Origin of the sequence: Bartonella sp. DB5-6, assembly GCF_000278115.1 — a bacterium.
GTDB classification, from domain to species: Bacteria; Pseudomonadota; Alphaproteobacteria; order Rhizobiales; family Rhizobiaceae; genus Bartonella; species Bartonella refiksaydamii.
The window spans coordinates 266485-288547 of record NZ_JH725114.1 but is presented as its reverse complement, the minus strand read 5'-3'; the positions used below and the strand labels follow the sequence as shown (position 1 = coordinate 288547).

21 protein-coding genes are annotated in these 22063 nt (G+C 38.8%); 11 read left to right on the top strand and 10 right to left on the bottom strand.

The window, feature by feature from the left end:
- Nucleotides 1-6 precede the first annotated feature (6 nt).
- A complete protein-coding gene (locus MCO_RS01225) occupies nucleotides 7-378 on the bottom strand; it encodes a TIGR02301 family protein (protein ID WP_007552086.1) in 372 nt (123 codons plus the stop codon).
- Between the two features lie 519 nt (nucleotides 379-897).
- Between MCO_RS01225 and cysS the strand changes: the two genes are divergently transcribed.
- The 5 genes from cysS (at nucleotide 898) to pssA (ending at nucleotide 6782) form a co-directional block, all read left to right on the top strand.
- A complete protein-coding gene (gene cysS / locus MCO_RS01220; RefSeq protein WP_007552085.1) occupies nucleotides 898-2406 on the top strand; it encodes a cysteine--tRNA ligase in 1509 nt (502 codons plus the stop codon).
- Between the two features lie 42 nt (nucleotides 2407-2448).
- On the top strand, nucleotides 2449-3120 hold the full coding sequence (locus tag MCO_RS01215) for a DUF421 domain-containing protein (RefSeq protein WP_007552084.1): 672 nt from the start codon (nucleotides 2449-2451) through the stop codon (nucleotides 3118-3120).
- Between the two features lie 115 nt (nucleotides 3121-3235).
- Nucleotides 3236-5119, top strand: coding sequence for an ABC transporter ATP-binding protein/permease (locus MCO_RS01210; RefSeq protein ID WP_007552082.1), 1884 nt, complete (start codon nucleotides 3236-3238; stop codon nucleotides 5117-5119).
- A gap of 116 nt (nucleotides 5120-5235) precedes the next feature.
- Nucleotides 5236-5934 carry a phosphatidylserine decarboxylase gene (locus MCO_RS01205; protein WP_007552080.1) on the top strand — a complete coding sequence of 233 codons (699 nt, stop codon included), beginning with the start codon at nucleotides 5236-5238 and terminating at the stop codon, nucleotides 5932-5934.
- 8 nt (nucleotides 5935-5942) lie between these two features.
- The gene (gene pssA, locus MCO_RS01200) at nucleotides 5943-6782 is read left to right on the top strand and encodes a CDP-diacylglycerol--serine O-phosphatidyltransferase (protein WP_007552079.1); all 840 of its coding nucleotides are present in this window, start codon (nucleotides 5943-5945) and stop codon (nucleotides 6780-6782) included.
- Between the two features lie 509 nt (nucleotides 6783-7291).
- Here the strand turns inward: pssA and MCO_RS01195 are convergent.
- From MCO_RS01195 to rpsF, 9 genes are all read right to left on the bottom strand, one after another.
- Nucleotides 7292-8041 carry an SDR family NAD(P)-dependent oxidoreductase gene (locus MCO_RS01195; protein ID WP_007552078.1) on the bottom strand — a complete coding sequence of 250 codons (750 nt, stop codon included), beginning with the start codon at nucleotides 8039-8041 and terminating at the stop codon, nucleotides 7292-7294.
- 2 nt (nucleotides 8042-8043) lie between these two features.
- Nucleotides 8044-9537, bottom strand: a complete 1494-nt coding sequence (gene purF / locus MCO_RS01190; protein WP_007552077.1) for an amidophosphoribosyltransferase — start codon at nucleotides 9535-9537, stop codon at nucleotides 8044-8046.
- A gap of 115 nt (nucleotides 9538-9652) precedes the next feature.
- Nucleotides 9653-10195 carry a CvpA family protein gene (locus tag MCO_RS01185; RefSeq protein WP_007552076.1) on the bottom strand — a complete coding sequence of 181 codons (543 nt, stop codon included), beginning with the start codon at nucleotides 10193-10195 and terminating at the stop codon, nucleotides 9653-9655.
- Nucleotides 10196-10336: 141 nt separating this feature from the next.
- Nucleotides 10337-11713 carry a DNA repair protein RadA gene (radA, locus tag MCO_RS01180; RefSeq protein ID WP_007552075.1) on the bottom strand — a complete coding sequence of 459 codons (1377 nt, stop codon included), beginning with the start codon at nucleotides 11711-11713 and terminating at the stop codon, nucleotides 10337-10339.
- 6 nt (nucleotides 11714-11719) lie between these two features.
- Entirely contained in the window at nucleotides 11720-13210 is a 1491-nt protein-coding gene (locus MCO_RS01175) for a replicative DNA helicase (RefSeq protein ID WP_007552074.1), read from the bottom strand.
- A gap of 646 nt (nucleotides 13211-13856) precedes the next feature.
- Nucleotides 13857-14453, bottom strand: a complete 597-nt coding sequence (gene rplI / locus MCO_RS01170) for a 50S ribosomal protein L9 (protein WP_007552073.1) — start codon at nucleotides 14451-14453, stop codon at nucleotides 13857-13859.
- A gap of 25 nt (nucleotides 14454-14478) precedes the next feature.
- Complete coding sequence (locus MCO_RS01165) at nucleotides 14479-15459, bottom strand: hypothetical protein (RefSeq protein ID WP_007552072.1); 981 nt, start codon at nucleotides 15457-15459, stop codon at nucleotides 14479-14481.
- A gap of 152 nt (nucleotides 15460-15611) precedes the next feature.
- Nucleotides 15612-15860 (bottom strand): 30S ribosomal protein S18, encoded by a 249-nt coding sequence (gene rpsR, locus MCO_RS01160; RefSeq protein ID WP_007552071.1) that lies wholly within the window; start codon nucleotides 15858-15860, stop codon nucleotides 15612-15614.
- The gene (rpsF, locus tag MCO_RS01155) at nucleotides 15860-16267 is read right to left on the bottom strand and encodes a 30S ribosomal protein S6 (protein WP_007552070.1); all 408 of its coding nucleotides are present in this window, start codon (nucleotides 16265-16267) and stop codon (nucleotides 15860-15862) included. Before rpsF ends, rpsR begins: the two co-directional genes overlap by 1 nt.
- A 350-nt stretch (nucleotides 16268-16617) precedes the next feature.
- On the opposite strand from rpsF, the gene MCO_RS01150 reads away from it, so the two are divergent.
- The 6 genes from MCO_RS01150 (at nucleotide 16618) to mltG (ending at nucleotide 22061) form a co-directional block, all read left to right on the top strand.
- Nucleotides 16618-17208, top strand: a complete 591-nt coding sequence (locus tag MCO_RS01150; RefSeq protein ID WP_007552069.1) for an undecaprenyl-diphosphatase — start codon at nucleotides 16618-16620, stop codon at nucleotides 17206-17208.
- A gap of 76 nt (nucleotides 17209-17284) precedes the next feature.
- Nucleotides 17285-18229, top strand: a complete 945-nt coding sequence (gene fabD, locus MCO_RS01145) for an ACP S-malonyltransferase (RefSeq protein ID WP_007552068.1) — start codon at nucleotides 17285-17287, stop codon at nucleotides 18227-18229.
- 18 nt (nucleotides 18230-18247) lie between these two features.
- Nucleotides 18248-18985, top strand: a complete 738-nt coding sequence (fabG, locus tag MCO_RS01140) for a 3-oxoacyl-[acyl-carrier-protein] reductase (protein WP_007552067.1) — start codon at nucleotides 18248-18250, stop codon at nucleotides 18983-18985.
- A gap of 259 nt (nucleotides 18986-19244) precedes the next feature.
- Nucleotides 19245-19481: an acyl carrier protein gene (locus MCO_RS01135; protein WP_004860281.1), complete on the top strand. Its 237-nt coding sequence runs from the start codon at nucleotides 19245-19247 to the stop codon at nucleotides 19479-19481.
- 101 nt (nucleotides 19482-19582) lie between these two features.
- Nucleotides 19583-20845, top strand: coding sequence for a beta-ketoacyl-ACP synthase II (gene fabF, locus MCO_RS01130; RefSeq protein WP_007552066.1), 1263 nt, complete (start codon nucleotides 19583-19585; stop codon nucleotides 20843-20845).
- Nucleotides 20846-20951: 106 nt separating this feature from the next.
- Nucleotides 20952-22061: an endolytic transglycosylase MltG gene (mltG, locus tag MCO_RS01125; protein ID WP_007552065.1), complete on the top strand. Its 1110-nt coding sequence runs from the start codon at nucleotides 20952-20954 to the stop codon at nucleotides 22059-22061.
- The last annotated feature ends 2 nt before the right edge of the window (nucleotides 22062-22063 follow it).

Genomic DNA, 22063 nt, shown 5'->3' with positions numbered 1-22063 from the left:
TATGGGTTAATTGTTAAGACGCGTAAGAAGGCTTTCGGACAAGGCTCTACCCTCTTTAACGTATCTTTTATTTGCTTCAATTGCTGATCGTGTACAACGATGATAATTTTCTGAAAAGGCACGATACGCTTCATTAAATGCTTCGTAAAAATAAGCGCGTCTTTGTGGCATTGGTTGTTCTGCTTCGATCAATGCGGTCATGTAGTCATACCATTGGTTTGTTGGAGTCTTACAAAGATTATGCAAATAGTGCAGAGATCCCAAAATTTCTGCTAGTCGTAGCAATTTTGTTTCATAGGGAGGAGATTGTTGCGCAAAAGTTGGTGTTAAAGCTAGAAAAAATGTTAAAAAAGTAATATTTATCAGTATATTACGCATTGTTTTACTTTTCCTTTTTAGTAAGACTTTGTAGATTCCAATCGCGGATAAAATGGTTTTGTTGTAGAGAATATGTTAAAAAAATAGGGCGAAAATGCTTTGTGTATTATTACCAATAGTGAGTGTGTTATAGAATTTAGGGCATGAAAGAGAATAAGGAAACCATCATGAGGTTATAAAAAGTTCCGACAAATCTTTATGTGATTAAAGATTTTAGATTTTTTATATGTAATTCGTTTTTTGTATGAATTTACGTTATATAGCGCGTTGCAAATTTTCTCTTAAGACAGTTTTCTCATCAAGGAAAGGCACGCTTTTTATCGATAAAATGCTCTTATCCAATCAAATAAATTGGATTGTTTTTGTGACAGATGATGGATACATCTTAGATGAAGGGGGGAAGTTATGAGGATTTTACATAAGAGACATGAAAGTTTTAACCTAACTACATAATGCAATAATCTTGGGTAAGATTCATCATGCAGAATGGTGAGTAATATCGCTAACGGAGTATAATTTATGAGAGAGTTGCGATTTTATAATACGCTTACACGTAAAAAAGAAAATTTTACACCGATAGATGTAACTAAGGTACGCCTTTATGTTTGTGGCCCAACGGTTTATGATTATGCGCATATAGGAAATGCACGTCCTGTGATCGTTTTTGATATTTTATTTCGCTTATTGCGTCATGTTTATGGCAATGATCATGTTATATATGCACGTAATATTACAGATGTGGATGATAAAATTAATGCACGAGCAGTTTATGAATATCCAGAGCTAGCACTTAACGAAGCTATTCGCCAATTGACGGAACATACATATTTTCAATTTCAACAAGACACACTAGCACTTGGTTGTTTACTGCCCACGAGTCAACCGCGTGCAACTGATCATTTAGGAGAAATGCGCTCTTTGATTGAAAGGTTACTTGAAAAGGGGCATGCTTATAAAGCGGAAAATCATATATTATTTTCTGTGAGCAGCATAAAAAAACATCCCCATTATGGGGCATTTGCAAGACGCTCTTTAGGTGAAATGAGAGCTGGTGCACGTGTTGATGTAGCTGCTTATAAAAGGGAAGAGATGGATTTTGTTTTATGGAAGCCCTCTGTGGAGGGGGAACCAGGTTGGATATCGCCAGCAGGAATTCCTGTCTTAGGTCGTCCGGGATGGCATATCGAATGTTCTGCGATGTCGATGGCAAAGCTGTTAGCACCCTATGGTGGTGGTTTGTTCTGTGATGATCCGACAGCGAATATTTTTGATATCCATGGTGGTGGTATCGATTTGATTTTTCCTCACCATGAAAATGAGATTGCACAAAGTTGTTCAGCTTTTGGAACTGAGCGGATGGCTAATCTTTGGATGCATAATGGTTTTTTGCAAGTTGAAGGCAAAAAGATGTCTAAAAGCCTTGGAAATTTTATAACTATTCGTTCTATTTTAGAGAGTGATTTGGTTGAGATTAGTAGTATTTTAACAGAAGAAATGAAGAAAAATTGGGTTGGTTTGTCTGCACGTTTTTCGATGTTACAAACGCATTATCGTGAACCGTTAAATTGGACAGCTCAACGTTTGGCACAGTCTAGTAGCGAACTCTATCGTTGGTATCAATTGCTTCGCTGTGAAAAAGAAAGAGTAAGAAACAACGAATCGATTGATGAATCTTTGCTAAACGCACTCAGTGATGATCTTAACACTCCGAGTGCATTTACTCTTTTGCGAAAATTTTATAAAGCAGGAAATGCTACAGCTCTCGCAAATGGGATGAATTTATTTGGGCTCTTGCGGCAAGAGTGGATTAGAGATGTAGAATGCCCATTGTTTGTAAGAAAAATTTCCCTTGATAAAAAAATTATCGATCAACGCATTGCCGAAAGGTTACAGCTTATCCATAATAAAGAGTGGGCAGCTGCGGATACAATTCGTGATGAGCTTGCAGCCGAGGGGGTTTTACTCAAAGATAGCAAGGATTCACAAACTGGTGAACGTATAACCGTGTGGGAAATAAAACGCTTATAATTTCCGTATTCTAGCAGCTTTCATAACAAGGGAGAAAGTTTGATGGATTTTTTATATCATTACGGGTATGTCACATTTAAATTGGTTGTAGGTCTTATAGCCTTCCTCCTGATTTTAAGAACAACGGGACGCGGAAGCCTCAGTCAAATGACACCAGTTGATTTGGTAAGTAATTTTGTGATGGGGAGTATCATTGGAGGAGTTGTTTATAATCCGAATATTAGTAGTGTTCAATTGCTGATTGTTTTATGTATTTGGCAAGCTTTGGTGACATCTCTTAATTTTTTTGCACGCTACTCAGTTTTTTTTCGTCGTCTTATTGCAGGGCGAAATATCACATTAGTTTTAGATGGTATATTTCAAATAGATAAGATTAAGAATTTGGGTATCAGCGTAAATGATTTGATTACAATGTTGCGAATTAAAGGTTGTAGTTTACATGAAGCCGCTTTTGTTCATTTAGAAACCAGTGGTGAGTGTTCTGTCGTTAAAAAGGACGAGGGAAAGAAGTCTATCATTTTAGTAGAAAATGGCGAAATTATCGATGATGGACTTAAAGAGATTGGTAAATCAAAGACGTGGCTTCAAGCAGAATTGAAAAAAAAGCGTGTAAAAATTGAGAATTTATTTGCAGCAGAATGGTATGAGCGTACAGACCAAAATAATAAATCTTATGGCGGATTATTTCTTGTTCCTTTTTCAGAAACAGTCTAACCTCAAGGTTAAGGCGTATAGTTTGCCGGAGGCATATACAAAGAGATGATATGATCTGTAAACAGCAACAGGATAGTTATCGTCTGTTGAGTGAATATAAAATAGTAAGGACGTTATGGAACAGAGTGAAATGACAAAAACCGTGTCATCAGGTACGGGGCAAACTCTACGTACGCTTTATAATTTATGGCCTTATATGTGGCCGGTAGATCGGCGCGATCTGAAAATCCGTGTACTATGGGCGATATTTTATCTTATTTTAGCCAAGCTCGTTCTCATATGTGTGCCATATTTTTTTAAATATGCTACGGATGCACTTGATGCAAGCATTAAGCTCCCTGTATGGTTTCCATCCAATTGGGCTATTCCCATCATCTTGGTTTTAGCATACAATGTTACGCGTATTATTCAGGCTGGATTAAACCAGTTACGTGATTCCATTTTTGCAACCGTTGGTCAACACGCTATTCGCCAATTAGCCTATAAGACTTTTGTACATATTCATGAATTGTCTTTGCGATTTCATCTAGAAAGGCGAACGGGCGGACTTTCTCGTGTGATTGAGCGTGGTACGAAGGGAATTGAAGCTATCGTCAGATTTTCAATTCTGAACACAGTGCCAACAGTTTTAGAATTTGTTTTGACAGCATTTGTATTTTACATAAGCTATGGATGGCATTATTTATTCATAGTTGTAACAATGGTTGGTTTGTATATTTGGTTTACAATCAAGGCAAGTGATTGGCGCATTCGAATTCGGCAAAAAATGAATATTGCAGATACTGAGGCTAATACGCACGCTGTTGATTCTCTTTTGAACTTTGAAACTGTCAAATATTTTTGCAATGAAACTCTGGAAGCGCGTCGATTTGATTCTTCTATGGCAAATTATGAAAAAGCGGCAACAAAAATTTGGACATCATTAAGCTGGCTTAATTTTGGTCAGGCTCTTATTTTTGGTATTGGAATGACTATTCTGATGTTGATGTCAGCTTATGAAATTTTTCATAAGACCCAGACTTTAGGGGATTTCGTTTTTATTAATGCGCTTTTAATACAGCTTTCTATTCCGCTGAATTTTATTGGTTCAATTTATCGTGACGTTCGACAAGGATTAACTGATATAGAAGCCATGTTTGATCTTTTAGATGTTCAGCAGGAAATCATTGATAAATCAGATGCCAAACCATTGATAGTGCGTGATGGTAGTATCCGGTTTAGTCAGGTAAAGTTTTCCTATGATCCGACTCGCCAGATTCTCAAAGATATTGATTTTGAAATCCCTGGAGGCAAAACAGTTGCAATTGTTGGTCCATCAGGTGCTGGTAAATCGACAATTTCTCGATTACTTTTTCGTTTTTACGATGTGGATGCGGGTTCCATTACAATTGACGGGCAAGATATTCGTGATGTAACACAGAAAAGTTTGCGTGAAGCTATCGGAATGGTACCGCAGGATACGGTGTTATTTAATGATACAATTGCATATAATATCTGCTATGGGCGCCCAAGTGCTACAGAGGAAGAGATGTGTAAAGCTGCTGAAATGGCACAGATATCACAATTTATTGGGATGCTTCCAGAAGGATTTCAATCTATGGTAGGTGAGCGTGGACTCAAACTATCAGGTGGAGAAAAACAACGTGTGGCTATTGCACGGACACTGTTAAAAGCTCCTCCACTTCTTATTCTAGATGAAGCAACTGCGGCTCTTGATACGACAACGGAACAGGAAATTCAACAAGCATTGGATATCGTAAGCCGTGGACGGACAACATTGATAATTGCGCATCGTCTTTCTACTGTTATAAATGCGGATGAAATTTTAGTTCTCAAAAATGGCCGTATTATTGAAAATGGGACTCATGCAGAGCTTTTACGTAAGAAAGGTTTATATGCTTCAATGTGGAATAAGCAGCTTGAAGCATCGCAAGCTGAAGAAAAATTACGTAAAATGCGTGAAGAAGATGAGGCAGGCGTTGTTAATCGTAAAAAATAAGCTGCGCAAAATGTAACTTATAACTTTATATGGAGCGATTGATTAAGTACAAATAAGGTAAGGAGGAACAAAGAGATTTATTACTTGTTTAAGTTATACTATGAATAGGAAATTACATGAGTGTTCTACAATCGATCCATAATAGCTTTGTGCCAATTCATAAAGAGGGTTATCCTTTTATTGTAGTGTTTTTTATTATTTCGCTCATTTTTGGTTGGGTATGGAGTCCGTTGTTTTGGTGTGGTCTTGTTCTCACGGTGTGGTGTATATACTTCTTCCGCGATCCGGAGCGTGTGATCCCTTTGAATCCCAATTGGGTTATGTCTCCTGCTGATGGGCGGATCTCGTTTGTTGAGCCATGTGTCCCGCCTGAAGAATTAGGATTGGGTAGTAAAGAAATGATCCGTGTTTCCGTATTTATGGATATTTTTTCGTGCCATATTAACCGTATTCCCATAAGTGGTACAGTAGAATCTATAGTTTATCACCCAGGTCAGTTTAGAAATGCCGAGCTTGATAAAGCTAGCCAGTTTAATGAGCGTAATGGGCTGGTGATTGACAGCATGCACGGTAAAATTGGTATGGTACAGATAGCTGGGATGGTTGCTCGCAGGATTGTTTGTTGGTCAAAAGAAAAGGATTCCGTCATTACTGGAGAACGGTTTGGATTGATTCGATTTGGTTCTCGCCTTGATATTTATGTACCCACTGAAATGAAATTGCGTGTTGCGGTTGGACAGACAGCAATTGCTGGAGAAACAGTGCTAGGCTCTTTTGATGATAAGAGTGCTACAACTGACTTCAGATTTGATTAGGACAAACAATGAAAAATTTTTCACTATTTTCTTCATTTAATCCTGAGGGGCAGCATGATGATGCTGCAAATCGGTGGCGTTCACCTATACCCATGCGATATATCATTCCTAATATTATCACTGTTTTGGCGATTTGTGCAGGAATGAGTAGCATTCGTTTGGCTTTTGAGCATCGCTATGAGGCTGCTATTTTAATGGTTCTTTTGGCAGCAATCCTAGATGGTGCTGATGGTCGTGTTGCTCGTCTGATGGATGGGAGTTCATCTTTTGGAGCGCAGATGGATTCTCTTGCTGATGTGGTTAATTTTGGTGTTGCACCAGCGCTTATTGTTTACTCCTTTATTTTGACTCAAGCTCATCAAGTAGGTTGGGTAGCAGCCCTTGTCTATTGTGTTGCTTGTTGTTTGCGGTTAGCGCGTTTTAATGTGATGTTAGATAACATGGATATACCAAAATGGCAGGAAAATTATTTTATTGGCGTTCCTGCACCGGCAGGGGCGTTGTTACTTTTATTGCCTATGTATCTAGGAGTTCTTGGTTTGATGCCGAGTTGGGGCTGGGCGTTATTTTTTAGTCTTTATACTGTGATTATTGCTTTTCTATTGGTTAGTCGTTTACCGGTATGGAATGCAAAAACAATTGATCAAAGTTTGAGGCGTGATATTGTCGTACCGTGCATATTGGGCGTTGTTATTTATGTAGGTTTTCTTGCAACTTACACATGGCACACTTTATTGATTACAGCTGTTGGCTATATGATTTTTCTCCCCTGTAGTTTCATAGCGTATAATAAACGGGCTGCTTTGGAAGAAAAAAAGAGCAGCGCTAAAACTCCTCAAGAATCATAAAACTTTATATTTTATTTTTGAAAAAGAATAATAGAAGTAGAGAGAAGTTTAATTCAGTTTGATCATTTCATATCTATGGCTATGGATTAATGGAGGCACATCTCTTACTAAGAATACTATACCATTTATCTGCAGTTCATGGATTTTCTTTAAAAAATATATTTGTTTCTCTAAAGCTTATTTTACAACGGAAACTTGTAAAGGATATAACGAGAAGTCCATAGCGTTCTGCTATCTTTACGGCTTATGAGGATATAAGCTTTGCACCATCATTATAATTTTATAAGCTCCCAATGTACACAACTACTCCTTGCATTTAGACTCTCCATGAGAGGCGTATCTACCTTCCTTTTAAATGTCCTTTATCCACACATTGATTCTTCTTATGATGGACAAGAGATTCTCTCTCATGCATCATAAAAGAATTCGATATGAAAAAGTTTACTGTATTCAGAATTTTCATTCAAGTCGCAAAATAATAAATTATTCTTATAAATCAAAGCGTTGACTTAATAAGGTATATGGTAATCCATAAACCGATTTTTACGGACATTAAATAGTCTTCCTGTCTCTTTTAAATTAGGCGATGATAAATGAACTATTTTTGTTGCAACTTCTTGTGGTGAAGGGAGAGTCTGAGGATCCTCACTAGGCATGGCTTGTGCACGCATGGCAGTACGTGTTGCACCGGGGTCAACACAATTAATTTTGATAAGGGTTTGCTTTAACTCTTCCGCCCAACAACGAGCAATAATTTCTAAAGCAGCTTTAGAGGCTGCATAAGGTCCCCAGAAAGCGCGTGCAATATGAGCGACACTTGAAGATAGCAGAATCACTCGTCCAGCATCAGATTTACGCAATAAAGGTTCCATGGCTTTCATTAAGCGCCATTGGCTTATAAGATTTATTTGAAAAACATCTTCAAATACCGTGTTCTCGATATGAGCTATTGGTGAGAGCGTTCCAAGAATTCCTGCATTTGCAACCATAATATCGAGTTTTTTCCAGCGATTAGCAATTGAAACACTAAGAGTATCAATGTGTTCCATATGATGTAAGTCGAGTGGGACGAGCGTTGCACAAGCACCTTTTTCTCGGATTTGATTATCAAGTTCAGTGAGTCCACTCACTGTTCGTGCAAGTGCTATGATGTGAGCACCGCGTGCTGCAAGCTCCAATGCTAAATGGTAGCCAATACCTTTTGAAGCACCAGTAACAAGTGCAACACGACCAAAGAGACTAAAATCAAGTTTTGTCATCATTAATCTCTTGTTTTAAGGACAGATGATTGATGAATTTTGGGGATGCTTTCTTGATCAACAAGATGTGTAGGGTACTGCCCAGTGAAATAATGGTCAGTAAATTGTGGATCGGCGTTATTCCGTTTTTCTCCTGCTACAGCAAGATACAGACCATCCGTTGAAAGAAATTCTAATGAATCAGCGCCGACAAAATTGCACATGGATTTTAAATCTGGGTATTGATTAGCCAATAAGCTTTCAACTTTAGGTGTATCAATGCCATAAAAATCGGGATAGAAAATCATAGGGCTAGAAATGCGCATATGAACTTCTTTTGCTCCTGCATCACGGAGCATTCGCACAATTTTGAGGGATGTTGTTCCACGGACAATGGAGTCATCAACGAGAATAACACGTTTTCCTTTGATGACAGAACGATTTGCAGAATGCTTTAATTTGACCCCAAAAGCACGAATTTGTTGTGTTGGTTCAATAAAAGTGCGGCCAACATAGTGATTGCGAATGATACCAAGTTCAAAGGGAATTCCAATTTCTTGTGCATAGCCAATTGCAGCAGGTGTTCCGCCATCAGGAACGGGAACTACGACATCACCTTCACAAGGAGCTTCTTGGGCTAAATAAATTCCCATGTTTTTACGGACCGTGTAAACACTCCGTCCTCCAACGATTGAATCAGGACGTGCAAAATAGACATATTCAAAAAGGCAAAGTTTTTCTGGTTTCTCATTTTCTGATTTTATAATTTTTTTAGTAATTTCGCCATTTTTCTCTATTTCACATATGATAATTTCTCCATTTTTAACATCGCGGACATATTTTGCTCCAATAATATCAAGTGCACAGGTTTCAGAACAAAAAATTGGTTTGCCATCAAGCTCACCCATTACGAGAGGGCGAATTCCTGTTGGATCGCGCGCTGCAATGAGCTTAGTGCGCGTGAGCGCTAACATGGCATATCCACCCTCTACTTGCCGAATAGCATCAACAAAACGATCAGATGATGATTCATAACGTGAACGTGCAATAAGATGGAGAAAAACTTCTGAATCTGATGTTGATTGACAGATGGCACCCGAAGCAATGAGTTGGCGGCGTAATGTAAGGCCATTGGTAAGATTGCCATTATGGGCAATAGCAATACCTCCAACTTTTAATTCAGCAAAAAGAGGTTGAACGTTGCGTAATGCTATTTCTCCAGTTGTTGAATAACGGGTATGTCCGATAGCACGATTCCCCGGTAAACGGGAAAGTGTTGCAGGGTTTGTATAGTGATCACCAACAAGACCTAGATGTTTTTCTTGATGAAACATTTTGTTGTAGTAAGAAACAATACCAGCTGCTTCCTGCCCACGATGCTGCAGTGCGTGAAGCCCGAGAGCTGTTAATGTTGCCGCATCTTCATGGCCAAGAATACCAAAAACTCCACATTCTTCATGTAGAGTATCGTCATCCAATGAAAAATCCTGACAGGAAACGTCGCTCTTTGTCATCATATTCTTTCAGTTGTGATATACAGGATAGTTATATCATACTTCCCATATTATTTGAAACTTTTTGTCTATAACGAACTACTCCCCATTTTGCCAAATCACCCCTTAATGAGAGTGTTTATTTGTGCATATTCGTATCGTCTCTTTTAAAAAAAAAATCTGCCTTTTCGAGAACAATATCGAGATCTTTGGGAAGCATTTTCCAAACTTTTTGTCCTAATGAATCTAAGATAGGTTTTGTTGTTGCACTTTTTAACCAATGAGTTTGGTTCTCAGGTTTAATAAGCGCATTAATAAGTAACATGCCGATGACCATGATAAATAAACCGCGGAGTGCTCCAAAAACAAAACCGATAGTACGGTCTAGGATGCCAATTCGACTATCAATAATAAAATCAGAGATCTTCATTGTGATGATTGAAGTAATAATGAGAATAATAATAAAAATTGTGACCAGTGTTGTGATCAACGCAATCATTTTATTAGAGAGATATTGCTCAAAGAAGGGCAAGACAGGCTTGAATAAAAACAGTGTAGCAACAGCTGCGATTGCCCAAGAAACCAAAGAGAGCACTTCGCGCGAAAATCCTCGGAGCATAGCGAGAAACGCGGACAACAGGATGACAGCTACGACAATTCCATCAAGGATTGTTATGACCATTTGTTTGTTCCTTATACATAAAGTTGTGTTCTTTTAAGTTATATATAAATGCATTTCTTGTTATGCTGTTTTCTATTCTTATAGCAAAGATCTTTTGTATTTTGTAAAATTTTTTCTATATTATCATGTGTGTGGTGTAGATTATTTTTTACCTGCGCTAATAGCGGCAACAAGCTCAGGGAGATTGGAGATTGTTTTTCGTTGAAAATTTAGTGATTTCACTATTTTAGTCGTTGTAGTAGGATGAACAGCCCCCTGAAAGCCAAGTTTTTTTGCTTCATTGATGCGCTGTGTTGAGTGAGCAACAGCGCGGATAGCTCCTGAAAGGCTGATTTCACCAAAATAGACATAATCTGTTGGGAGAGGAATATTTGCGAGAGAGGATACCAAGGCTGCTGCAACGGCTAAATCAGCTGCTGGCTCTGATATGCGATATCCACCTGCAACGTTAAGATAAACATCATGTTGTCCAAAGGGAACACTGCAATGGGCTTCTAGAACAGCAAGAATCATTGAAAGGCGATTCCCATCCCATCCCACAACAGCACGTCGTGGTGTTCCGAGTGAAGAGGGAGCAACAAGTGCTTGAATTTCTACTAGTATTGGGCGTGTCCCTTCCATTCCTGCAAAAACAGCAGCGCCTGGTGCTTTTTCATTTCGTTCACCCAAAAACAATTCAGATGGATTGGTTACCTCCCGTAATCCTTTATCGGACATTTCAAAAACACCAATTTCATCTGTTGGTCCGAAACGATTTTTTACAGTTCTAAGGATTCGATAATGATGTCCACCTTCACCCTCAAAATAGAGAACACCATCGACCATATGCTCGACAACACGAGGACCAGCAATTTGTCCATCTTTGGTAACGTGTCCGACAAGAACAACAGCTGCTCCTGTTTTTTTAGCAAAGCGGATCATTGCTTGAGCGCCAATGCGTACTTGTGTGACGGTACCTGGTGCTGAATCAGCTGCATCTGACCATAGAGTCTGAATGGAATCTATAATAACCATATCAAGTTTTTTATGTTCGCTTAAAGTTGCAAGGATATCTTCAACATTCGTTTCAGCCGCGAGTTTAACTTCTGTATTGGCTGCTCCAAGCCTTTGTGCACGAAGGCAGATTTGCGCGATAGCTTCTTCACCTGAAACATAGATGACGTGATGTCCTTTTCGCGATAAGGCGGCTGCTGTTTGTGTCAGTAATGTTGACTTTCCAATACCTGGGTCGCCACCAACAAGTAATGCAGATCCACGCACAAAGCCTCCTCCGGTGACACGATCAAGTTCAGCAATGCCAGAATGGATACGGGGAGCATCTTCAAGATCTACAGAAAGAGACGTAAGGGCAACTATGCGTCCCTTACGGACATTTTGCATAGGACCAGTGCCTATGCCAGTATTCGTATTTTCTTCAATAAGGGAATTCCATTCGCCACAAGAATTACATTTTCCAGCCCAACGTGAATAAATGGTTCCACAATTTTGGCAGATAAATTGAATACGGTTGCGTGCCATAGTGACTTACCCAATTTGTTCTGGAAGATAATTACTTTCTGCCAAATCGCTGAAACGCGTGAAATCAGACTGAAAAGCAAGATGCACAGTTCCTGTTGGTCCATGGCGTTGTTTTGCTACAATAACATCAGCTTTTCCAAAAGCTTTGTCCATTGCGTCTTGCCATTTCATATGTTCAGGGCTACCCTCTTTAGGTTCTTCATTTTTGAGGTAATATTCTTCACGATAGACAAAAAGAACGATGTCGGCATCTTGCTCAATTGAACCAGATTCTCGCAAATCTGAGAGCTGTGGTCGTTTATCTGTTCGATTTTCAACTTGGCGCGAAAGCTGTGAAAGCGCAATAATAGGAATATTTAGTTCTTTAGCTAATGCTTTTAACCCTGTAGTAATTTCTGTAATCTCTTGAACACGATTTTCTGATGAACGCTTTGAATGGCTTGTCATTAACTGGATATAGTCAATAATTAAGACATCCAAACCATGTTGCCGCTTGAGACGACGTGCACGAGCAGCTAATTGTGTAATTGATATACCACCTGTTTGGTCTATATAGAGCTGTGCTTTTTGTAAGCGATTCATTGCACGGATTATTTTTGAAAATTGTTCTTCTGAAATATTACCACGCCTGATATCAGAGGAAGAGACTTCTGTTTGTTCTGAAATAATACGGGTTGCAAGCTGTTCTGTTGACATTTCCAGCGAGAAAAATCCCACAATTCCTCCCTCATTTTCTTGTATTTTAGCATCACGATTGCAAGCATTAGCAATATTAAAGGCAATATTAGTAGCAAGTGAAGTTTTTCCCATACCAGGGCGTCCAGCAAGAATAATTAAGTCAGATGGTTGTAGCCCTCCCATTTTTTCATCAAGCATCTTAATATGGGTGGCTATCCCTGATAACCGCGAAGAACGCTTTTGGGCAGCACTTGCCATGTCAACGGCTTTTTTGATAGCCTCATTGAAATTTTCAAACCCCCCCCCATACTTCCCCTTTTCTGCTAATTCAAACAAATTCTGTTCAATAGTTTCAATTTGTTGGGATGGCGTAAGCTCTATAGGAGCATTAAAGGCTATATTGACAACTTGAGTTCCAAGATTAATCAAAGAGCGTCGGATAAAAAGATCATAGATGACCCGTCCGTAGTCTTCAGAATTAATGATTGTCACCGCTTCTGTGGCTAAACGCACAACATAATTGTACACGGTGATATCTCCAACCTTTTCTTCAGCTGGAATGAAGGACTTAATAGTACGAGGTTCTGCTAGCCTCCCGTTTTTGATAATATAAGACAAAACGTCGTAGATTTTTTGATGTAAAGGTTCAAAAAAATGTTCTGGTTTTAAGAAATCTGAAACGCGATCAAGTGCGTCATTGTTAATGAGGATTGCTCCAAGCAATGCTTGTTCAGCCTCAATATTATGCGGGAGTTGTTGGAATGAAGGAGGATCTTCCTTTTGTGAAGAGCTGAAATTGACAACGCTTTTTTTTTCCATAACGTTTTTTCCACTAAGATTTTGCGTTTGGCTATCTAAATAATAAATTGAGTGTTGTACATTAAAGAATAGGATTACACATCTTCGTTTTAAATTAAAATCACACGTTCATTTTTTTAAAATTCTGAGCTTCAATCACTTACTAACAATATATGTACCACTTGTATGTAAATATTCCTTTATATTTTGTAACTTAAAAAGTTTAGAGAGTGTTGAGTAAATTTTCAAAATTACGTTTTCAGCGTTCTCAAAGTGTGAGACTGTATTTCTAATATTTTAACATTTCATGGACTTATCACGATTGGAGCATGGAAGATTACTTTTCTTTTGGTTGGAATTATTTTAGATAATGTAAGGATGTAAAAAAATATCATCCATACTAAGCTTATTTCCTTAATGCCGAATCTTAAGTTTTTTACTTCTTTTTTGGACAAATAACGTATGAAAGAGTTTTCTAGTGCCTCATTGATAGCTTTTTGTTTTTTACGCTATTATATAATATACTAAGGACTGCCTCTTCCATACAAATTCATTGTTTAGGATGAATTATAAAACCCTTAGCTTTTAAAGCTAAGGGTTTTATAACATGCTAATATGTTAAACAGTAGAAAAATAAAAAATACAATAAAGACAGGGGGAAGAGAAATTAAACTTCTTCTTTCACATTATTTACATCGTTGTCATTCATTTCTTCTGTCGACGGCTCTTCCTGACTGCCTGTTAAGGGTTCCTCCGGAATATCATACATTTTTTCAGCAGAAATTAGAGTTTCACCTTCTGCTTGGCGTTGTGCTTCATTGACTGAACGTGCAACGTTAATGATTACGGAAACTTGAACTTCAGGGTGTAGGGTAAGAGTAATAGTATGAAGACCGATAGTTTTTATTGGATGGTTAAGTTCAACCTGATTCCTTCCAATAGAAAACCCTTCAACAGTTATAATTTCAGAAATATCACGTGTTGAGACAGAACCGTAAAGTTGCCCTGTTTCACCAGCTGAACGAATGGCAATAAATGATTTATTATCAAGTTTTTCAGCAATTTTTTGTGCTTCACTTTTGCGTTCAAGGTTACGTGCTTCAAGTTGAGAGCGTTGTATTTCAAAATGTTTTTTATTAGCTTCATTCGCGCGTAAAGCTTTACCTTGAGGCAAGAGAAAGTTACGTGCATAACCATCCTTAACTGAGACAATATCACCCATTTGACCAAGACGAGGAATACGCTCGAGTAGAATAATATCCATAGTTTTTCCTTTCGAATAAATAAATTTAGTGAAGTTTTTTTCGTAATTGAAAATTGTATTGAATAGCAGCCCAAATGCCCATTAAAAGCATCATGAAAGAAATGGGTGGAGCAAAAACAACAGTTAAAATGGCAATATAAACAAGAGAGAGGATAATAATCCTGCCGTTGATTCCTTTTGTAATATCATGGAGATATGCTAAACCACTGATTGATATGATGACAGTATATGCAGTGCTAAAGACACGGGTACTTAGATTAACAGTCGCACTAAATTCAGTCATTGATGCTATACAAACAACAATGAAAATAACAATTCCAGAAATTGGAAGGCGAAGAGTTTTGCTCCAATCATCACGAGGTCTTTTTAACCACTTCATATGTTGTGCTGTTATCATCGAAAAATAAAGATTACCAATGAGAAAAATTAAACTATAAATCGTCAAAGCAATAGCTGTCAAAGTTGCTGCATGCGTCATTAGAAACTCATTAAAAGTGAGTATATCGGTTTCTTTTAGAGACTGGGACTTTTGCATAGCTTGTGCTATGTTTGCAGTAATTTTTTTTGTAATGAGGGGTAGGGATGGGCGGCTTTGGACATAAAGCCCAATGAAGGTTGCTATAAGAGCGATAAAGTTAGTTAAATGGAGAATAACCGATGATAATGGATACCATATCAGTGCATTTTCCTTTTGCGCTGGTCGTGCAAGCCCAAGGAGCCAAGAAGCATAAACAGCGGGAAGGAAAAATAATAGCATAAAGCTAAGAGCAACGTAGACATTAGTAGTTATGACCAGAACAGCGGTGGCGCTTATTAAGGCAACAAGACTAGCTAATGTCCCTTGACCGAACGCAACAATGAAAATTGGGAATGAAAGAAAACACCCAAGAAGAAGAGAAAAATAGGGAGCGATATTCGCGACGCTGATGATTGCCATTCCTATCACAACAGCAAACAGTCCCGCCAAAATACCGGACGTTATTTTATAAACACGAAAGTCTTTCATTGATTGCTGTCCTGCCTTCTGCAGTTAGGGGCACCACGATGCCCCAACTTTTGGTATTTTACATATCTTCGGATAGCCTGTAATCAGCTATGTTTTTTGAACTACACAAGAAAAGCAGCTAGAGATTCCACGGCTGCATAGCGTCTAATAGCTCACCTTATAACGTAGGGAAGCAAGCCTAAAAAACGAGCACGTTTAATAGCATTAGCCAATTCACGCTGTTTTTTCTGGCTGACAGCCGTAATCCGTGAAGGAACAATTTTTCCACGTTCTGAAATATAACGCTGTAATAATTTAACATCTTTATAATCAATTTTGGGAGCATTAGCATTTGAAAACGGACATGTTTTGCGACGACGATGAAAGGGACGACGTGTTGCACTTTGATTAGTATCATTCATCATTCTACTCCTTCTATGACATCTTCACGTTGACGGCGCGAGAAGCGAGGGCGTTGTTCATCTTGACCAATGTGGTCATTACGATCAAAGCGTGAGAACATAGCAGACTTCTCTTGTTCGTGCTTTTCTACGCGAATGGTCATGTAACGCAAAATATCTTCATTAATGCGCATTTGACGTTCAACTTCAGCAATCGCTGCGGCTGGTGCATCGATATTAACCAGTATATAATAAGCTTTACGGTTTTTGCGAATACGATATGCAAGGGAGCGAAGTCCCCAATTTTCTACACGCCCAACTTTTCCACCGTGCGCTTCGATGACACCTTTGTAGACATTCAAAAGTTCATCAATTTGCTGCGGTGCAATATCTTGTCGGGCAAGGAACATATGTTCATAAAGAGCCATTGTTTTGCCTTTCTTCAATTAAACTTTATCGGTTTTAGCGCAAAGCCTCTGCGACTTGTCTTTTCTGGAAATCCAAAGAAGAAAGGACGCGTTTACAATTTGAGACATCCGAGAGCGGAGACACAGGAGGTCGGAAACATTGCATCTCCTACTGGTTATTTCCCAGCCCTCCGTCCAACCTCCAGCTAAAGTGCCGATAACGAACGTTTGACATTTACAGCTTATCTTTAAAAATAGCAAGTTTATGCGTATAAAAAATTAATTTATCAAATCTCGATATATTTTTGTACGTTTCATACTATTTACAATAGATACAAAGCTGTAAAGCTACAAACATGAAGGAGAGAAGAATGAATTTTTTAAACCGAATTGATGTTGCACTTTTTCAAATGCTCGCCGGCAATCATCAATCATGGTCGGTTTTAGTTGCATTTAGTATTTTTTGTGCAAAGTTTTTGATTTATGTTATCCCTCTACATCTTTGTGTGTTGTGGTTTTCCGGTGGAACTATAGAACCGCGGCGCATAGCATTAAGCATCTGCGTAAGCATTTGTGTGTCTCTTTTTATAGGTTATCTTATTTCTCTTATTTATTTTCATCCACGCCCATTTGCTGCGGGTTTGACTACACCCCTGATTAAGCACCGTGCAACAGCTTCTTTTCCTAGCAATCACGCCATAACTATTGCATCTTATATAGCGAATCTTTATTTTTATCGATACAAAATTGCTTCTAAGTTTGCAGCGGTGTTTTTATGTTTGGTCTGTTGGGGGCGTATCTTTGTTGGTGTACATTATCCTTTTGATATTTTAGCTGGTGTAATTTTAGGAAGTTTCATAAGTTGGGGTGTTATTCAGTTTATAGTACCGTATTTCCCTAAGTTTTTATATCAAATACCGCCATTAAAATATAACTTTAAGAAAGATATTTATTCAAAATAAGGCGCTTTATCTTGATTTGTGCTTATGAATAAGATCAAAAGAAGATAATTTAATTGCACAATTTAGGAGTCGTTTGATGGTGGCAGCTTTTACTTTTCCAGGGCAGGGGAGTCAGCGTGTTGGTATAGGCAAAGTACTTACAGAGCAATTTGTTGCAGCGCGGATGGTTTTTGAAGAAGTCGATGATGCCCTAGGAGAGAAATTATCAGATATCATTTTTGAAGGGCCAGAAGATATTTTGACGTTAACAGCAAATGCACAACCAGCATTAATGGCTGTATCCATGGCTGTTATTCGTGTGATGGAACAATTGGGGCTTAATATAAAAGAAAAGATAAAATTTGTTGCGGGTCATTCTTTAGGAGAATATTCGGCTCTTTGCGCTGCTGGTATGTTTAGTCTTACTGATACGGCAAGACTCTTGCGTATTCGTGGAAATGCTATGCAAGCTGCTGTTGCTGTTGGTGAAGGCTCTATGGCAGCACTTATTGGTTTGGATGAGCAAGATGTGGAAGAAATTTGCAAAACTGTTTCTGAAGAAGGACGATGCCAAATCGCTAATGATAATGGTGGTGGGCAAATTGTTATTTCAGGTGAAACAAAAGCAGTTAAGATAGCGGTAGAGATTGCGTCCCAAAAAGGTGCTAAGCGTGCACTTCTTCTTCCAGTTTCTGCACCTTTCCATTCGACTTTAATGCAGCCTGCTGCGGATGCCATGAAGAATGCACTTTTGACTGTTAGTAGAACGATTCCTGTTGTTCCTCTTGTTGCTAATGTTTCTGTTGCACCAGAAAGCGATCCAGAGCGCATTGTTATGCTTCTTGTTCAACAAGTCACAGGGAGAGTGCGGTGGCGTGAAACAATACAGTGGATTGGTGCTAATGGGGTTGATACGCTTTTTGAAGTTGGTTCTGGAAAAGTATTAACAGGTTTAGCGCGTCGTATTAACAAAGACATAAAGGGATTAACAATTGGGACAGCTGAAGAAATAGAAGCAGCACTACAGGTGCTTGGTGTTTAATCGTAAGGAGTCTAAAAAATGTTTAAATTAACAGGTCGTAAAGCCCTTGTGACGGGAGCATCTGGAGGAATTGGTGAGGCGATTGCGCGGTGTTTCCATGCGCAAGGAGCAATTGTTGGGCTCCATGGAACACGTGAAGACAAGCTTAAAAAAGTGGCCGCAGATCTAGGACAAGATGTTTTTGTATTTCCAGCTAATCTTTCTGAGCGTAAATCTATTAAGCAGTTAGCTGAAGCAGCAGAAAAGGAGATGGGTGGTGTTGATATTTTAGTTAACAATGCTGGAATCACCCGTGATGGTCTTTTTGTACGTATGCCAGATCAAGACTGGGATGATGTCTTAGCGGTTAATCTAACAGCTGCTTCTACTTTAACACGTGAATTGATACATTCTATGATGCGACGTCGCTATGGGAGGGTTATTAACATAACATCTATTGTTGGAGTTGTTGGAAACCCTGGGCAAACCAACTATTGTGCTGCAAAAGCTGGTTTAATAGGCTTTTCTAAAGCATTGGCGCAAGAAATTGCCTCACGAAATATTACTGTTAATTGTATTGCTCCGGGATTTATTAAGTCTGCAATGACCGACAAACTTAACGAAAAACAAAAAGAGACCATTATGGCTGCGATTCCAATGAAGCGTATGGGGACGGGACAAGAAATAGCTTTCGCTGCTGTTTATTTAGCGAGTGATGAGGCAGCATATATGACAGGACAAACACTACACATCAATGGTGGGATGGCAATGATCTAAGTATTTGCTTTATTCCACATTGATTTATAAGTTTTATTATTTTAGATAGTAATGAAATGAAAAGACACATATATTTCTTTAACATGGTGAGTTAATCAATTTATGTCAGGGTGTCAGATTGGTTTATTTTGTAGGGGATATCCACAGGATGTTTTAAATCGCTGCTAAAATCTTTAGAGTAATGCATCTATTGCTTGATTAGATGATCAGATATAGCTAACCAAATTATAGGAAATAATATAAATTTGAGGATTTCAACATGAGTGATACAGTAGAGCGCGTTAAGAAAATTATCGTGGAGCATCTTGGTGTTAATGCAGATAAAGTCGTAGAAAATGCAAGCTTTATCGATGATCTAGGAGCAGATAGCCTTGATACGGTTGAGCTCGTTATGGCTTTTGAAGAAGAGTTTGGTGTAGAAATCCCAGATGAAGCCGCTGAAACGATTTTCACGGTTGGTGATGCAGTAAAGTTTATCGATAAAGCTTCTGCGTGATAACTGAAAGGCAAAAGCGTAAAATACTTTTGCCTATATTCTTTGGGGCTGTTTTGAGAAGTGAGCTTTGAGGGAGCAATCTCAATTCAAGGTTAGAAGTTATGAGACGTGTTGTTATTACTGGTTTAGGATTGGTGTCTCCATTAGCTGGTGATGTCGAGTATAGTTGGAGACGACTTCTTGAAGGGAAAAGTGGAGTTCGACGTATTACTGAATTTGATGTGTCCGATTTGCCATGCCAGATTGCTGCTCGTATCCCCTTGGGAGATGGAACAGATGGTACATATAATGCAGATTTGCATATGGACCCCAAGGAGCAGCGTAAAGTGGATGCATTTATTGTTTATGCAATGGCTGCTGCTGAGCAAGCACTTTCAGATGCTGGGTGGTTTCCTCAAAGTGATGAAGATCAGATTTGCACAGGCGTATTAATTGGTTCGGGGATTGGTGGCATTGAAGGCATTGTTGAGGCTGGTTATACGCTTCGTGATAAAGGTCCACGGCGTGTTTCTCCCTTCTTTATTCCAGGACGTTTGATTAATCTTGCTTCTGGTTATGTGTCTATAAAATATGGTTTGCGCGGTCCTAATCATTCGGTTGTAACAGCTTGTTCGACAGGAGCGCATGCAATTGGTGATGCAGCGCGTTTAATTGTGTTGGGTGATGCAGATGTAATGGTGGCGGGTGGAACTGAATCGCCGATAAATCGAATATCTCTTGCTGGTTTTTCTGCTTGTAGAGCTCTTTCTACTTGTCGTAATGATGAGCCTGAACGAGCCTCACGTCCTTATGATGCTGATCGTGATGGCTTTGTGATGGGAGAGGGAGCTGCAATTGTTGTTTTAGAAGAGCTTGAACATGCAAAAAAGCGAGATGCTCGTATTTATGCTGAGATTATTGGCTATGGTTTATCTGGTGACGCTTACCACATTACAGCTCCTTCAGAGAGTGGTGAAGGTGCACAGCGCAGTATGATGGCGGCCCTTAAGCGTGCACAAGTAAATGTAAGTGAACTTGATTACATTAATGCTCACGGAACGTCAACAATGGCTGATGTCATCGAGCTATCTGCTGTTGAACGTGTTTTAGGACATTATGCACCACATGTGTCCATGTCGTCAACGAAGTCATCTGTGGGTCATTTACTTGGTGCAGCCGGTGCTGCTGAGGCTATTTTTTGTATTTTAGCCATACGAGATAATATAGCTCCAGCAACACTTAATCTTGACAATCCATCTATTGAAACAAAAATTGATCTTGTTCCACATAAACCGCGAGAACGAAAGATTGATATAATTCTTTCCAATTCTTTTGGATTTGGTGGGACAAATGCATCTTTGGTGATGCGACGTTTTAAGGGGTAGTAAAGAGTTTTATTTGTTTCTTTTGCTTCTGAGTTTTATTCTTTAGTTATAGGGGTTGAGTGAGAAATTATAATATACTACCTAGAAGTTATTGAGGTTGGTAGTCGTGTCCGATGTGAAAAATAAAAGAGCACTAAAGGACAGAGGTGATTTCTCTTTAAATAATTTAGCAGATAATAATGGTATGTTAGCACATAAAAAACGAAAGAAGTCATCTATCGTACGTAATCCGTTGGTAGTTCTTGGTCATTTTTTTCTGATGATGGTTGTGGTTGTTATTTTGGCCATAAGTGTTCCTCTTTATATTGGAAAAAGTATTTTTGAAGGAAAGGGGATGGCAGAGGGAGAGAAAGTCGTTTTTATCTATCCTGGAACGGGAATTCGTGAAATTGCTTCACTGCTTGAAAAACGCGGTCTTATTCGATCATCGGATATTTTTGTTTATGGGGTTGGTTACCATCAAAAGACAACACATCTTAAGGCTGGTGAATATTTAATTCCAGCTCGTGCTTCGATGCGGGATATTATGGATATCCTTGTGAAAGGAAAATCTGTTGAATATACGTTTACAGTGCCGGAAGGTTTAACGGTTCAACAAGTTTTTGATCGGTTAGCTGCTAATGAAATTTTAATTGGAGATCTTCCAAAAGTTTTGCCACCAGAAGGCAGTTTGATGACGGATACTGTTCGTTTTATTCGGGGAACAACGCGTGAAGAAATTATAAATAGACTGCGCGAAGGACAGACAAAATTAATTCATGCTATATGGGCTACGCGTTCACCTGATTTACCAATCAAAACCATTGATGAATTTGTTATATTGGCATCTATTGTGGAGAAAGAAACAGGAATTGCAGCAGAGAGACCAAAGGTTGCTGCTGTATTTTATAACCGTCTTGCAAAACATATGCGTCTTCAATCTGATCCAACGGTAATTTATGGTCTCTTTGGTGGAAAAGGAATGCCATCCGGTCGTGCAATTTACCGTTCAGATCTTGAAAAGGAAACACCATATAATACGTATAAAATTAATGGTTTGCCACCGACAGCTATTGCGAATCCAGGCCGCGATTCTTTAAAAGCGGTAGCGCATCCGCCGAGCAGTGACGTGCTCTATTTTGTAGCGGATGGTTCAGGAGGGCATGTTTTTTCTAGAACTTTGGAGGAACATAATATGAATGTTCGCAAATGGCGAGCATTAAGAGCAACACATTAATT

What these genes read in the sequence shown, in the direction of transcription:
- MCO_RS01225 (WP_007552086.1), bottom strand. Translation starts at nt 378, where the DNA reads ATGCGTAATATACTGATAAATATTACTTTTTTAACATTTTTTCTAGCT.
- cysS (WP_007552085.1), top strand. Translation starts at nt 898, where the DNA reads ATGAGAGAGTTGCGATTTTATAATACGCTTACACGTAAAAAAGAAAAT.
- MCO_RS01215 (WP_007552084.1), top strand. Translation starts at nt 2,449, where the DNA reads ATGGATTTTTTATATCATTACGGGTATGTCACATTTAAATTGGTTGTA.
- MCO_RS01210 (WP_007552082.1), top strand. Translation starts at nt 3,236, where the DNA reads ATGGAACAGAGTGAAATGACAAAAACCGTGTCATCAGGTACGGGGCAA.
- MCO_RS01205 (WP_007552080.1), top strand. Translation starts at nt 5,236, where the DNA reads ATGAGTGTTCTACAATCGATCCATAATAGCTTTGTGCCAATTCATAAA.
- pssA (WP_007552079.1), top strand. Translation starts at nt 5,943, where the DNA reads ATGAAAAATTTTTCACTATTTTCTTCATTTAATCCTGAGGGGCAGCAT.
- MCO_RS01195 (WP_007552078.1), bottom strand. Translation starts at nt 8,041, where the DNA reads ATGACAAAACTTGATTTTAGTCTCTTTGGTCGTGTTGCACTTGTTACT.
- purF (WP_007552077.1), bottom strand. Translation starts at nt 9,537, where the DNA reads ATGATGACAAAGAGCGACGTTTCCTGTCAGGATTTTTCATTGGATGAC.
- MCO_RS01185 (WP_007552076.1), bottom strand. Translation starts at nt 10,195, where the DNA reads ATGGTCATAACAATCCTTGATGGAATTGTCGTAGCTGTCATCCTGTTG.
- radA (WP_007552075.1), bottom strand. Translation starts at nt 11,713, where the DNA reads ATGGCACGCAACCGTATTCAATTTATCTGCCAAAATTGTGGAACCATT.
- MCO_RS01175 (WP_007552074.1), bottom strand. Translation starts at nt 13,210, where the DNA reads ATGGAAAAAAAAAGCGTTGTCAATTTCAGCTCTTCACAAAAGGAAGAT.
- rplI (WP_007552073.1), bottom strand. Translation starts at nt 14,453, where the DNA reads ATGGATATTATTCTACTCGAGCGTATTCCTCGTCTTGGTCAAATGGGT.
- MCO_RS01165 (WP_007552072.1), bottom strand. Translation starts at nt 15,459, where the DNA reads ATGAAAGACTTTCGTGTTTATAAAATAACGTCCGGTATTTTGGCGGGA.
- rpsR (WP_007552071.1), bottom strand. Translation starts at nt 15,860, where the DNA reads ATGAATGATACTAATCAAAGTGCAACACGTCGTCCCTTTCATCGTCGT.
- rpsF (WP_007552070.1), bottom strand. Translation starts at nt 16,267, where the DNA reads ATGGCTCTTTATGAACATATGTTCCTTGCCCGACAAGATATTGCACCG.
- MCO_RS01150 (WP_007552069.1), top strand. Translation starts at nt 16,618, where the DNA reads ATGAATTTTTTAAACCGAATTGATGTTGCACTTTTTCAAATGCTCGCC.
- fabD (WP_007552068.1), top strand. Translation starts at nt 17,285, where the DNA reads ATGGTGGCAGCTTTTACTTTTCCAGGGCAGGGGAGTCAGCGTGTTGGT.
- fabG (WP_007552067.1), top strand. Translation starts at nt 18,248, where the DNA reads ATGTTTAAATTAACAGGTCGTAAAGCCCTTGTGACGGGAGCATCTGGA.
- MCO_RS01135 (WP_004860281.1), top strand. Translation starts at nt 19,245, where the DNA reads ATGAGTGATACAGTAGAGCGCGTTAAGAAAATTATCGTGGAGCATCTT.
- fabF (WP_007552066.1), top strand. Translation starts at nt 19,583, where the DNA reads ATGAGACGTGTTGTTATTACTGGTTTAGGATTGGTGTCTCCATTAGCT.